This window comes from Arsenophonus nasoniae (assembly GCF_004768525.1).
Taxonomy (GTDB): Bacteria; Pseudomonadota; Gammaproteobacteria; order Enterobacterales; family Enterobacteriaceae; genus Arsenophonus; species Arsenophonus nasoniae.
The window spans coordinates 2468203-2482300 of sequence record NZ_CP038613.1 but is presented as its reverse complement, the minus strand read 5'-3'; the positions used below and the strand labels follow the sequence as shown (position 1 = coordinate 2482300).

The 14098-nt window shown below is 41.1% G+C and carries 7 protein-coding genes; 2 read left to right on the top strand and 5 right to left on the bottom strand.

Features of this window, described 5'->3' with window-relative positions:
* Window positions 1-164 precede the first annotated feature (164 nt).
* The 3 genes from ArsFIN_RS27520 to ArsFIN_RS12360 are packed head-to-tail and all read right to left on the bottom strand — an operon-like array spanning window position 165 to window position 5489.
* Window positions 165-980 carry an insecticidal toxin complex protein gene (locus tag ArsFIN_RS27520; RefSeq protein ID WP_246067211.1) on the bottom strand — a complete coding sequence of 272 codons (816 nt, stop codon included), beginning with the start codon at window positions 978-980 and terminating at the stop codon, window positions 165-167.
* Entirely contained in the window at window positions 946-4623 is a 3678-nt protein-coding gene (locus ArsFIN_RS12365) for a SpvB/TcaC N-terminal domain-containing protein (protein ID WP_051296996.1), read from the bottom strand. The genes ArsFIN_RS27520 and ArsFIN_RS12365 overlap by 35 nt, the downstream gene beginning before the upstream one ends.
* A 53-nt stretch (window positions 4624-4676) precedes the next feature.
* A complete protein-coding gene (locus ArsFIN_RS12360; RefSeq protein WP_135677761.1) occupies window positions 4677-5489 on the bottom strand; it encodes a Tc toxin subunit A-related protein in 813 nt (270 codons plus the stop codon).
* 140 nt (window positions 5490-5629) lie between these two features.
* Here ArsFIN_RS12360 and istA point away from each other — a divergent pair, with 140 nt between their 5' ends.
* Window positions 5630-6670 carry an IS21 family transposase gene (gene istA / locus ArsFIN_RS12355; protein WP_135677760.1) on the top strand — a complete coding sequence of 347 codons (1041 nt, stop codon included), beginning with the start codon at window positions 5630-5632 and terminating at the stop codon, window positions 6668-6670.
* Complete coding sequence (gene istB, locus ArsFIN_RS12350; protein WP_135677409.1) at window positions 6657-7418, top strand: IS21-like element helper ATPase IstB; 762 nt, start codon at window positions 6657-6659, stop codon at window positions 7416-7418. Before istA ends, istB begins: the two co-directional genes overlap by 14 nt.
* On the opposite strand, the gene ArsFIN_RS12345 is transcribed toward istB, so the two are convergent.
* Complete coding sequence (locus ArsFIN_RS12345; protein WP_026822060.1) at window positions 7318-9201, bottom strand: hypothetical protein; 1884 nt, start codon at window positions 9199-9201, stop codon at window positions 7318-7320. The two genes, istB and ArsFIN_RS12345, sit on opposite strands and share 101 nt — an antisense overlap.
* Window positions 9202-9254: 53 nt before the next feature.
* Window positions 9255-14090 carry a neuraminidase-like domain-containing protein gene (locus tag ArsFIN_RS12340; protein WP_246067441.1) on the bottom strand — a complete coding sequence of 1612 codons (4836 nt, stop codon included), beginning with the start codon at window positions 14088-14090 and terminating at the stop codon, window positions 9255-9257.
* Window positions 14091-14098: the final 8 nt, after the last annotated feature.

Genomic DNA, 14098 nt, shown 5'->3' with positions numbered 1-14098 from the left:
ATTTTGTTGCTAGAATCCCAGTAATAGTGAACAGTCTGATAGGAGGTTCCGTGCACACTGGTGCTAAAATGCCATTTCATCCATGAAAATCGCTTATTATCTGCTAAGTAATAGCATATTATCTTTTTTATTTTAGATAACATGCTATTGGTTTGAGTAAATGATTAATTGGTTAAATCTGCCGCAGTATCATTTTCATCTTCGCTGACAGTAAACCAGGGATAATATTGTTGGCGTCGCTCATAGCCTTTAGCGGTAACCGTTCGTATTTCCCGCCCTAACGGATCGTAATAGTGAGTGTCAGCATAGTAGTCATCACGGCCGCTATCATCAATAATATAATGCCAGCTATTACTAAAAAAAGGTTGATATTGGCGAACAACTAACCCCTTATTATCATATTCTACCCGGCCAGTGACTGCCCATCGTGTTGTAGTCGGTGCCTGTTTTGCTGCACCACGTTTATTTTTGGCTAGATTGCCAGCTTTAGTAACGATATAAGCATCACCCGCGGGTACCCGTAGTGCTGTTTGTAGGGATCGGCCAGCGCCATCGATAAAGTTAATTTGTTGTCGTTGCTGTTGTTGATCGTCAGGATAATAACGATCGGTGGTGACAGATAAAATATAGGGAGGTTGCCTTTCAGGATCATTTGCAAACAGTGTGTTATCTAACGCCGTTTTGTTATGACGTAACCAGCGTTGGTAACCAATAACATTGATATTACCTTTTTCATCAATAACCTGCTTATCGTCATAGGATGAATTTTTCACTATTGCGATAATCTCTTTTGTTGCCGGTTTCATCCATGCTTCTGGTGCATAGAAATAGAATTGGGCGACAGGTTGGGGTGATGGCATAGTCAATGCGGTATCAATGGAGTCAGGTGGAATAAAAGGCAACATCCGGTGGCGGAAATCCCGCCGGCTGTCCTTCTTCAGTACCTCAAATTCGACTAGAAGAGACGCGACCGAAGGCATCAAAATTGGCATAACTGATATTATCGTTAATATCTATAATCTGATAAGGTGTCAGAAAACGGTAATCATAATCGGCATGGGTAAAGTAGCCGGCAGCATCAGTTGTACTTACTATGCCACAGTAATAGGTATGCCATTGATAGTCGGTTGCGCCGGTTAATAATGAGTGTCGTTGAAGATAAGGGCAATAAAATCCTTCTGCACCATAATATTCACTATAGTTAAGTCGGGTTACCCAAATATTTTTATTTTCTTCCCCCGGACGTGGGAACAGGTATTCGGTTTTGACATATCCAGCATTGGTTAAATATTCTTCAATTTGCGCCTCAGATAGTACCGGCTCAAATGCGGCCAAACTCAGTTGATCAAACTCGGCTTGTTCAGTAAAGGCGACTAACGCTTGCAGGGTGGGGACCGATATTGGTGTATTTTCTCCACCCGCGAGGTAGTAAATTTTACTTTGTCCGGCGTACTCTCGTGGTGTATTTTCACTCAATATGCCATCGGGATTTAATAGGGATTCTAGCGAAAATCCTTCAGTTGGCACATCGCTGGCTGGCAAGGTAATCATATCTGTCCGTTGCTCATCAGCAATATTTAACCGCCATTGTTCTTGGGTTTTTAAATTGTGATAGCGGATTTGATTTTCGCTTATGCGTAATAGTTGTTGTTGTGGATCATAACTCTGCTCAAAGGCACCCTCTGGTAACCAGAGCGAAGGGGGTATTATACTGCCTGGTCGACGAGGATAATTGATGGCAACATTATGGATTAAGCTGCCGTTTTCATCAAAAGCTAGATTAACGTTTTGGCTAAAGAGTGGATCTTCAGCAATACGTTCATAATTGTAATCCCATTGTTCCAAAGACATTGGTGCCATGGCTAAGCCAGTTTTGGCGGTTGTGACAGCCGGAATTTGCCTAACTTGATAACGGTAATAGGTAACGCTGTAAGGATTTTCGGCGTCAGCGGCATGATCTAAACCATAAAGTTCACTGCGTAATGGACTGCCTTTTAATGATCGATAAGCCCAGAATTTTTGCTCTTCATCAGGCGAGCTGATTGGAATATCCTGACCTTGTTGATATTGGGTGAGGCGGGTATTACCGACTGGAAACGCCTGTTTATCCCCTTGCCAGTATTCGCTACTGAAAGACACTTCGTCATTGGTATTACCGATATGAAACCATTGGCGTAAAAGTGATGGCATACTACGTTGATCGGTATTGCCAGTTGCATCTTCGGTTGAATCGACAATATCGACGCGGCCAAATCCACGAAATTCGCGCTCGATACCATCATACATACCATGAAAATAATTAACACTTTGGCTAAAACAACTCATGGTAATTTCATCAAGCTGGTTAATTTTATTGAGCAGTTGGATGGGGAACGGCAGGTGACTGGCATAGCTTTTATTTTGTTGGATTGCTTGTTGTTTTTCATCCAACCAAAATTGGACAGAACTGCGATAGTAAAAACGGCTATCGGTACCACAATTATTATTTTGCCGATTAAGCAGGTAAGGTTTTTGACTGGCTAGATCATAACGCCAGTGTTGTTGTTGCATATGCGGTATGCTCAAGATCAAACTGGCGACGCCTAAGCCTTGAATATCCGCAATCCACAACTGACAAGTATCATCATAGGCCACACTGTTAGGTAGCGGTATGGTGAATGGTGCGGCGAAGCTATTGCCTGACTGATTCATGTAAATCAACAGGTGATCGGACATTAGATAAATAATATCGGTTGTACCTGAGCCGTCTAGATCGGCTAAATAGAGTTGTTTTGGATCAAAGCTTTCTTGCGGTTGTTGAAAACCGCTAAGCTGAATCGGGGCACCAAATAAACCTTGGCCAAGGTTAGGCCAGCAAGTCACTTCGTTATGGCGAATACTGACCAAATGTTGCTGGCCGGAACCTAATAGATCACTAAAGGCGACTAATTGGCGCTCATCTCTGCCAATAATCGGTAATGCTACTGATGGAGCTTGTGGGCAATTGACTGCCGTGGCAAAACTTTGTCGTTGATTAGCATAAAAACGCACGCTTTTCGGGCCTATGAGTGTAATGTCCGCTAATCCGGCACCGGTAATATCGGCAAATTGGGCTTGATTATTTTGTAATTCGGTAGGAATAGCTAGCAGTGGAATAAAGTCACTCCAGCTTCTATCTGGATGTTGGGCATAATAACCACTAATATTGATTTGGTTTACAAACCATTCCAGCCGTCCATCACCATTAATATCCATTAAAGTGCCACCATTGAGTAGGGTAGGTATATTAGGTAACTGTTGTGGTGGCGAATAAGTAATTTCATCGGTTTGTGATTGGCCACGTATCTGGTCACGATAGTACCAGGCATAATTATCTTGATATAGAATGCCGGCAATGCCTTCACCATACAGATCAACCAGATAGTACTGTTGTTGATCTTTCATGCTATTAAATTCGATTAAAGGTTGCCAATCTTGAGCGGGCGGTGGACCAAATAGTTGATAATCAAATTCAATCGGTGGTAACAATAGCGAATTATTTCCATCGTGGGCCAGTTGCCGGCAACGGATTAGCTGGCTAACGATGGCTTGTTGATCATAGTGTAACTGTAAACGACGAACCAGTGCAGGTGGTCTGTTTTCGTGAGGTAAATCTTGCAGTCGTTGCAGGTCATGAAACATTAATACTTGTTGGCATAGACGGCGAGTGCGAATTTCAAAGCCATACTCAAAACGTGAAAAAGGATCTTGTCGCATAGACCAAGCTTGTTGTGGTAGAAATTCAGGCGCTTGATCAGTCTGATTACTCCGCTCGCCATAATCCAATATTAGGTAAAATAACCAATCGGTTGGAGGCGGTATGGTGTCGGTTAAACTATACAGTGGCGCATAGGCGCTCAGGTTACCGTAACTTACCGTCGTTAAATATCGTTGTGCTGTAGCTGATGGATGTTGTAGCCGTTCCTGCTCAGAAGTTCCTTGGTCATTTTCCGCTTGATGTTGATATAAAATGTGCTCTCCGTTAGGTGAAACTGATTCTTCTAGTAACCATACGGCAATGTGTTGCTCTTCGTTAGGGTCAAAAATTCTGGCATTGGCCGATTTACCTAAACAGTGGATCTGCCCATCCGGTGAGTAAATCAACCAGAAAGGCATTTGACTGGATTGCGCCGCTACGGGTTGCCAGTATTCGACGCGTTCGGCGCCAGTTCCAATACGTGATTGATATTGGGTAATTTGATAGTTTTCGGTTAGTTTTATATTTTGCCAGCTATCTTTTTGATAACGAATAGGTTGGCCTGCTTGATCAACCGCTACAACCAGCACTTCATTATCTATGCCAATAAAGGTATCGTCTAGCTGATAAAGCGGCCGGCCGTGACTGGTTTGGCGCCGAATGCTAGGTAAGTCAATATTCCAGCCGATAGCAAAGGCACTGTTACCAGAGCCACTGTTATAATTTAAGTTCAATGAAGGTGCATAACCGCGGCCGCTGGAAATAGGTAAAGGTAGCGTAATATGCACCATACCATCAGGCCCTGGTGTGCCAACGGTTTCTCCCATGCCTTGTAAACTTCCGCCACCTTTCGGTAACGAAAGGGGCGTGATAGATAATTTATCTTGATTATTTGGATTATCTGGCATTTTAAACTCCCATAAGGCCCTAACGAAATTAATTAAACGATAGAAAATAGTGATTAACCATTATCACGAATGGTGTAACGAATATGTAAGATGATATCGGTCAGACTATTTAATAACGCTTTCTGTTTTTCGGTCGCATTCGGGAATTGTAAAATTAATCCTCCTTGATCTTCGATTGGGATCCCCTCAAAAGGCAGGTATTTACTGTCGTTAAAATCCAGTTGGAATTGGCCACTATCATTAACACCGCGAGAAATAGCGATGGCTTTGCAGCCATTACTGAGTTGTAGCGTACCTGTGTATTCCAGCACGGCTTGTATATCCTGATAAGGGCCAAGTAGCGCAGGTAATGACACACTAATTTGCTTGATACGTCGGACGTTACCGAGGTTAAGATCACTGGGGTAGTCATCCTGAATTTTTAAATCGGCAATTTTGATGGCGGCGGATAAGGTATTTTGATCCAGACTGACCTTATTGTCCTCATTACCAACTGGCCCACTACTTTCGCCATTAATCAGTTTACGAATAGTTTCCCGTAAATCAAATCCATCGGGCATATCCTGATAGAATTCAGCCAAAGAAATGGTACGGTCAACATCGAGTGCTCGGGCTTCCCATTGCAGATAAGCTTCTTCCATGGTAACTAAATTGAGCATCAAAGCTTCACCACACAATAAGCCGGCATAGGTACTTTGCCAGGCACCGGGTTTAATAAATTGGCTAGATTTTTGCGTTTCCCACTGGAATGAACTTTGTGCGCGTAAACAGCGAGCAATAACCAAATCATAGAATTGGAAATAGATAGCAGATAAGCGTCCGCGTAGCCAGTTATACAAGGCTTCATTAGTGAACTTGCTTTTCAACAAATTAAATTGGTCTAAGGTGTTGGTTTGTTGCGTTGCTAGATAGCTATATTGTCACCGATCATGCAAAACTGATCCACTAACGATCATCTAAAACTGATCCACTTGGTATTATTCGCACATTTTTGTACGGATAATTTATGTTAACCAAGGAGATATTTGTGGATATTCATGTTCGCTTTGCACAAGGACAAAGCCTTCGAAAAATTGCCAGTGAGTTGGGTATATCCCGTAACACCGTAAAACATCATTTACAACAACAGACAATGCCAACTTATGCTAAAAGAAGTCAACAACCGACTAAATTATCCCCCTTTAAACCTTATTTGCTTCAGCGAATTGAACTGGCTAAACCTGATTGGATCCCTGCAACAGTCTTATTTGATGAGGTAGTTGAAAACGGCTATCAAGGTGGTATTGCTCAATTACGCCGATTTGTTTGTCAATTTAAACCAAGCATTGTTCCCGAAGTAGTCGTCCGTTTTGAAACACAGCCAGGTCAACAAATGCAAATCGACTTCACCAGCATCCGGCGAGGTAAAAAATCGCTGAAAGCGTTTGTTGCAACGCTAGGCTATTCGCGTGCGAGTTATGTAAAGTTCTTTGATAATGAACGAGCAGAATCGTGGCAGCAAGGTTTAAGAGAAGCTTTCGACTACTTTAGTGGTGTACCACAGGAAGTATTGTGTGATAACGCAAAATCCCTCATCATCGAACGGGATGCTTATGCAGAAGGTGATCATAAATTACATGTCGAAATGCTTCAAATGTCGAAAGATTACGGGTTTAAATTGAAGGCTTGCAAGCCCTACAGGGCAAAAACGAAAGGGAAAGTAGAGCGCTTTAACCACTATTTAAAAAATAGCTTTATCGTGCCATTAAACACCGACCTTCGTGCTCATAATCTTGAACTGGATATTGAAATAGCTAATGCAAAAGTGGGTCCATGGTTACAACGCGTTGCCCATCAGCGAATTCATGGAACAACGTTAGAGAAGCCAGCAGATAGATTAGCTAAGGAAGTTAAGTCTCTTCTACCCTTACCAGCAAGGGTTTGCCAATCTATCCCACAGACTAATACGCTTAATATCCCTATCGTACCGCCCCTTGAATCTGTCAGTTTGCAACACTCAATCAGCGTATACGAAGCATTACTGGGAGGTGAACATGTTATTGCATGAACAAATTGAACACCTGTGTGAGTCATTGAAATTAAATTCTATTCCGACTCATTGGTCATCACTTGCCGAAAAATGCATTGCCCAAGACAAAAGCTACGGAGAGTTTTTACTGTCCCTGTTAAAATGTGAGCAACAACAACGAGATGAACGAACTCGTAATCTTTTGAGTCGGATGGCAGGATTCCCAGCACATAAAGAACTTAATACGTTCGATTTTAAGTTTGCAACGGGGATCCCCAAACAACACATACAGGAATTAAGCGCATTAACGTTTATTGAACGTAATGAAAATGTCGTGTTGCTTGGCCCAAGCGGTGTAGGCAAAACGCATTTAGCTATTGGGTTAGGATTAAAAGCAGTACAGGCCAAGAAGAAAACCCGCTTTACCACGGCAGCTGAACTGATGTTGCAACTCTCAACTGCCAAACGACAAAATAAGCTCAAACAATATCTATCACGTTCGGTGATGGCCCCGAAGTTGTTGATTATCGATGAGATTGGATACCTGCCGTTTGGGCGAGAAGAAGCAAACCTGTTTTTCAATGTGATTGCCAAGCGTTATGAGCATGGCAGTGTCATATTGACGAGTAACCTATCATTTGGGCAATGGCCAAGTGCTTTTGCTGATGACGCAACATTAACTGCCGCTATGCTTGATCGTTTACTTCATCATTCGCATGTACTGCAATTAAGCGGTGAAAGCTACCGATTGAAAGATAAGCGGCGCTCAGGAGCAATAACTGAGTAAAACAGTGGATCAATTTTGATTGATCGGATTTAGATAAAAAGTGGATCAGTTTTCGGTGATCGTTGACACTATATTGTTGATTGGCTGCGGTGATGCGTTTTTCTAGTGCGGTTAATTGGGCAGTTAATTGTTGCTCTTCATAGTCAGCAGTTTGATACATTTGCTGCCAATCCTGACGACGACGACGATAGATCTCTGATTGGGTCGTTTTATCGGCACTCGTCAAAATACCACTGGATGCAGTTTCTATACCTAAGGCTACCGCAGTAGGAACAGCACCATATTGCATGCCACCATCGGCTAGACCAAAGATATTGGGTGCCAGATTAGCTAACGCGGCAGCCATATAGAGGGATTTGGTTGTTGTCATTAGAGTATCGGCGGCGATATGTAAATCGATAGCCTTTTGTTCACCTGTATTCATATTTTGATCATACAGGGCTTTATAGTGATCTTTACGCTGTTTGGCCGCAGTGATGGCAATTTCTAACGCCTTTTTTTCCTCGTTTAATTCATCTTGGGTGGTTTTTTGCATTTCCAGGCTTTGCTTAGACAAGGCTAAACCTTGGGTTTGTAATAACATTGCCATTTTTTCTGCATCTTGTCGTTCAATAATCGCAAGCAAGGTATTACCGTACTGAGTAAGTTGTGTCACTACTCCTTTGGCACTTTCGAGTGCTGGTGGGAAACGATACAAACCCAAAGTAATATCGGTTGGCAGTGGAATACCGCCTTGCGCATTGGCAACCGCGGCACTTAATAGATCGGCTGGATTAGCTGGTGTGGCAAATAAAGGTAAAGAGAGGGGTTTGCCATCGATAGTGAGATTGTGGCGTAAATTATACAAGCGTTGTGCCAGCGTTAGGCGTAGCTCTTGCCACTTGGTATTTTTCTCAGGTTTAAATATTGTGTGTTCTTCTAATTCAGCGGCATCCTTTAGGGATGGATTTGGCCAGCTTGTTGGTAGCGATGGTTCATCTTCGCCCATCAATTCTAGCGCTTGCACATACCACATTTTGGCTTCTGCTAAGGTATCCCGCTCTAATTGACGATAATCTTGATCACCGCGGGCGATGAGCAGTTCTATCATATTCATCAAAGTGGATAACTTATAATGCATCGGATCGGCTTGGGCAATCGCATCGGGATCGGTGATATCATCGGGCACTTCATTCCAGCTAGTATCCTCTAGCAACGGACGGGTATTCCAGTACTGATTTTGGCGTCCACGATCATAACCTGACGAGCTAAAAATAAATTTTAACCAGTTGGCTGAATCGGCAAAATTTTGCTCTTGCAGCAATCGCTTCATTACTAACATTGGCCCGTAATAGAATAGTTCCCAGAAATAGAGCGCATTAGCGCCGGCGAAGTCCATTGGTACGGTTTGATTATCTATTTCAGTACTGAAGAAACTTTCGACATTATCGATACTTTGTAAACCAGGGAAGGTACCACCGTTGTAACTGGTATCCAATTGCCACTCTTGCTTGTCAGTGGCTTTTGTAAATCGAATTTTATTCTGTGTGCCTTTTTGGTATTCCGCTTCTAAATAGAGATTATCTTTATTACCATGGGCATCATTATAACGATTAAGAAAGCAGGTCACGGTGGTTGGCTGGTCACTCAGTTCGCCTGTGTAAATTAGTAATGAATCACTACTCTCCCAAATGTCGGCCTCTCTCAGCTTAAAGATTTTATTGTTACCATTAATCAGTTCATCATAGGGTTTTAGGGTTAGAGTCACTTGCACACCAGTACGGGGCAGAATAGGCTCTGGCATATATTGGGTATCAAGGCTGAGTAAAGTATCTAATCCTCTATCAGCGCGAGAAGTTAGTTCTTTCGCAAATAGGGTATGAGTCGGACTTGATAAATACCACTATGTTTTTTCTGTGTGTCGCTTTGATAAATATCACTTAGCCCACCTTCCAGATATTGGGCTTTGTTACTGGCGGTTTTTAGTAATAAAGGTTGACTATCATTGGCTATTTTTGCCTCTAAGGGAATTTGATGGCTTACTGAGCCTAAATCGCCACCATCCCGATCGGCTACATGAATAATGAAATCTATTATTTTTGTTTCATCGATTAAGTTTTGATTTATCAAAAAACTCCATGCTTGATTTGCTAATATTGTGTTCCAGGTAGAATCATTATTAATAATTTCTTTACTATCAATAATACTATTGTTATTTGTTTTTGCTGTTAGGGTATATTTATACGGTCGTTGAATAAGCATGGTGGGTTCAGCTTTACCATCTACGGTAAATACCTGGCCATTGGCTTGAGTGTAGATTTCCGCAAGAGTGGAATTATCTGGCGCATCAATAATATCAGTTTGCCAGTTACCGGAGTTCTCTCTTATAGTAGGTAGGGTTATGCCATTAAAGATACGAGTAATAGAGCTTACAAAAAAAGAAGTGTTATTAGTATAAGAAATTACGGTGTATTTATTGGCTTCCAATTTTAGTATGGCGGTTAAAATGACCAATGTGACAGGGTAATTAGGTACATTATAATAATTGACTAAAACCTGACCGTAAGGGGTTGTTTGATATATTTGCTGTAAATGATCCATGAAGAGATCTAAATCATCATCGCCAGTATTCAAGTAATGGTTGTCCTGTCCCCTGGCTTCGATACTAACAATTGTTCCAGTTAAGTTATATTGATTATTGGTTGTCTCTTTGGTTAGCAATAATTGGCTTAAGCCCTGCGATAATGGTGCAAGACCACTGGGTATGGCCGGGGCAACAGAGTGGAAAGTGGCAATAATATTAGTTGGAATCTGGATAGTATAGCTCAATGGTGCAGGTACACCCAAAGCTGTTGTTGTATTCAACTCACGCCAGATAACCGGTAGACTAAGGAAAAATTTTGTCTGTTCACTATTATCATGAGTTAGAGAAAAATCTTGGCTAATTTTCCATGACTGCCCAGTAGGAATAGCGGTTTCATCATATTTTGCTTGTTTATGGTATAGTATTACCAATATATCTTTTTGGGTAAGATCATAGGTCACAAAAAAACCCACTTGGTCATCAATGGTGGGTTTATCTTTATTTAAAAGTGCCAGCAGTTCTTCATTAATATCTAATGAAGCATAAGTAAATGGTGTACTCCAATTACCATCATAAAGTATATGACTATGTTTTAAATCATAAGTGTATTGGGGAAGAGTCTCTTGTTTGTTTTTTTGCGGTGTATCTTTTTTCTCGCTATTGATTTGTCGCTGTTCTAACCAGAACAGATAGAGCCGTGATTTAAATATTAGCGGTTGGATAAGATTTCGATACGGTTTGGCTGAGGCGGTAATAGCTTGCCATTCACTCCAAGCATCAGCTGGAAATCCTTGGTTGATAAACATATTATGATTAAGACTACGCCAAGAATAAGAAGGCGAAGCCTCTTGGCTGGCACCGATAAGATAGGTTAAACCTGTTTCAACATTCAATTCATTATGATAGCCACTAATTATGGTTAAATTTGCCACTAACTCAAAATCCGTCAGATAACTATGATAAGCTTGTTCAACGATATCGCTGGTTAATTGACTTTGATTAATCGCTTGTAACAGCTTATTCATCATCTGGGTTTGGCCGATCCGTTGAGTGGGATTAATATAATTTTCTGGATAATAGTCCAGTTCTCTGATCCCTGCCCAACTGCTATAGCGGCGATTATATTGCTCCCAGTTTTGGAAAAATGGCCGTTGTAGTGCAGAATAGTTTACCCCAACTTCATGTTCCGGCTGCTGAATACAGCGGTTTATATAGAGTTGCACACTAGCATTGGCTGCCGCTATCTGGCTGGTAGTAACTTGATAACTGTCTTGGTTATCGATTAGCAGGTAGCTATACAACTGATCTCGGTTGGTAAGGGCAAGACTGTTATCGGCAACATGCTCCAGATAATAATAAGATTGTGCGCTACTGAGATTTTCAGCCAGAATGCCGTCTACGGTTTTGCGTTGCGACTTGTTAAGGGCATTTAACAGGGATGTAGCTAAGGAGAATAAAAAAGGATCCAGTTCGGGCTGAGTAGGAATAGCAATCTTTAATTCTGTCGCTAGTTGGTCGATAAAGGTTTGTGTTGGATAATCTTGTCGTTGGAACTTAACCGGGCTAATGTTGGTAATTGGTTCACCATGATCACATAATACCAACGTGAGCATATCCGTATCTTCAATTTCATGCCAATTAATGTAAGTGGTCAATTCATAGTGTGAACCAGGCTGGTCCTCAACGTCTTTGACATTGCCTAAGTATTGAAACCCCTTTGATGATAACCAGCCCCAACCCAGTTTTCTACTATCGGGATGTTCGGTTTGATAGATAATTTTAAATTTATTATTACCGAGCGGGTAAACTTCTACGTAAAGATAATAACTATCTATCTTTTGCCGTACTAAATCCCACAGTTCGATATCATCATCGTTATCAATAATAGCAGCCTGGTACAAGTTTCCCTTATGATACTCTTTGGTTATGTTAGTAATACCTGTTTTTAATTGATTAAAGGGAAGCTTGGTTTGTAGCTGCAGTGATGAAAGCGATAATGGATAATTATTACTAGGATCATATAAACTGCCAACTACCGTGGCATCAACGGCTAAGGTTTCTCCCGCCTGATACCATTGCTGAATAAATAAACAGTGTTGTACATCAGTAATAATGGTGTCGCTGGTGGCAAGAGGATCAACTTGTTGGGCTGCAGCAGTGTATTCATCAAGCGGTGCATTAATGGCTTTAGCCAGCATGCTAACCGTCAGTTGATCTTTAGATAGTGTGGTAATGACGACCGGCGCTTGAGCCATTAATTGCATTGTCCAGTTGTGGAATAGCGTAATAAACTGCAAATTTTCCACCGTTGGATAAACTTTAGTTAAGTTCTTTTTCAAATGGTCAGGTTGATTAACAATCAGTGTGACTTCAGCTAAGGATAGTTTAAAGATATTGGTGATAAGCGCTAATTGCGCAATGCGGTGACAATAACGGATGACTTCTTGACTAAGAGTAAAAGGCTTATCAATATCGATTTTAGATACTTGCTGCCAAAATTGATTGGTGTCCAAATCTTCAGGGTGGATTTTTATATTATCTAGCCAAATCAATAATTGATAGGCGATGTCTGCTGAAGAGAGTGTCAATTGAGAGGCAAAATAGGGAGCCAGCGCCTTTTTGAGCGGATTATCTAATAAAGTCGTGTCGTGTAAATTACTGTTTAGGGTAATAATCAGATTTTCGATTTCAGGTGATTGATTAGTGTCAAAATTATCGGTTGTTAGTGCAACTAAGCTTGCGACATTAAGATTTTGATTATTAAGCCATTCGACGGTGGTATGGAGTTTGTCAATAAATGCTTCAGTTGAGATCAGATGATGATCCAATAAGTTAAATAAAATGCTTAATTCCGCAATAGTCAGTTGATTAGCCGTAGCTAGTAGACAAAATCTATAGAATGCAGTGGTGTGAGCAACATCATTTTTACAAAAGCTACCATTATTATCATTTTCATCATAGATATATGTTAAGAATATTTGATATAGCTCTTGATCATTCACGGCAAATGCTTGCTTTAAGTTTGATTTAAAGACGTTTTGCGCGTTAGGAGCTACATCATACTCTTTATCGTCTGGAGCGAATTTTTGACCATATAAAGGCGGGTTATTAAATAGTTGATCGTATTGGCTGAGCTGACCATTAACCGCAGTTTGACTGATTTTTAAACCGACCCATACGCGCGCCTGCTGTTCTTCCAAGTTGTAGAATTGCATATACTGTTTGATATGCAAAATATCAACGAGGGTGTTATCCGTAATTTTATCGCTATATTCTGTCATTAATTCAGACAGGGTCAGCGGGGTCATTTGTGTTGTTTTATGTAATAAAACGATTTTGTGTACTTTCAGTAAATGCTGTTTTAATTGTGCTTCCGTATCATCTTTATTGGGTAGTAATAGTTCGAAAAACTCGGGGGGTAAATAGTAATGTTCTGCCAGCGCAACTGCTGTCATCAGCGTTTGTGGTGCAATGGTGCCAAACACTTTTTTATATTCAGTGTCAAGATTTTCTGGCGTAATATCCGTCGTTAACAAGGTATAAATTGGGGGCGATATTTTTAAATCAGTGCATAAGATAAAGGTTTGATTGGTATTAACAGGACGATTTTCTGGCTGAATTAATTGGGCCAGTGTGACATTCTGCTTTTGCAATACTTGCTGGATGACATCAGTGTAATAATAATAGGGACCATCGGGGTTTAACGTATCTTGCGCTAATGCATCAAGAATTTTTTGCTTATCGTTATCACCAATTTTTTTACCAATTTGCGCGCCTAGTACTTGATTGGAAAGTGACAGGGTGGATAGCGGCGTATCCATATTTTCCTGACTCAAAATCAGATCGGCTAAATCAGGCCGACGATTATCGATATAATAGGGTGAATTTTCTGGATGCAGTCTTTGTGCTTCGCGATAAAGTCTTATCAGATAAGCGGCTGGAGAAAACATAGAGGCAATGTTACCCTGATTGACAAAGTCAGTATCACGATTGGGGATAAAGTCGTTACTAAAAGCCATTGTTTGGTCATACTGCAGTTGTTGCGCTTTAGCGTTACTAAAATTGGTCTGCAGTTGTGTCGCGACGAGGTGTGTTGATTGTTTAGGAATGGCTTGAC

Excerpts from the sequence above, each read along its gene's own strand:
- ArsFIN_RS27520 (WP_246067211.1), bottom strand. The coding sequence starts at position 980 with ATGCCTTCGGTCGCGTCTCTTCTAGTCGAATTTGAGGTACTGAAGAAG.
- ArsFIN_RS12365 (WP_051296996.1), bottom strand. The coding sequence starts at position 4,623 with ATGCCAGATAATCCAAATAATCAAGATAAATTATCTATCACGCCCCTT.
- istA (WP_135677760.1), top strand. The coding sequence starts at position 5,630 with ATGTTAACCAAGGAGATATTTGTGGATATTCATGTTCGCTTTGCACAA.
- istB (WP_135677409.1), top strand. The coding sequence starts at position 6,657 with ATGTTATTGCATGAACAAATTGAACACCTGTGTGAGTCATTGAAATTA.
- ArsFIN_RS12345 (WP_026822060.1), bottom strand. The coding sequence starts at position 9,201 with ATGCCAGAGCCTATTCTGCCCCGTACTGGTGTGCAAGTGACTCTAACC.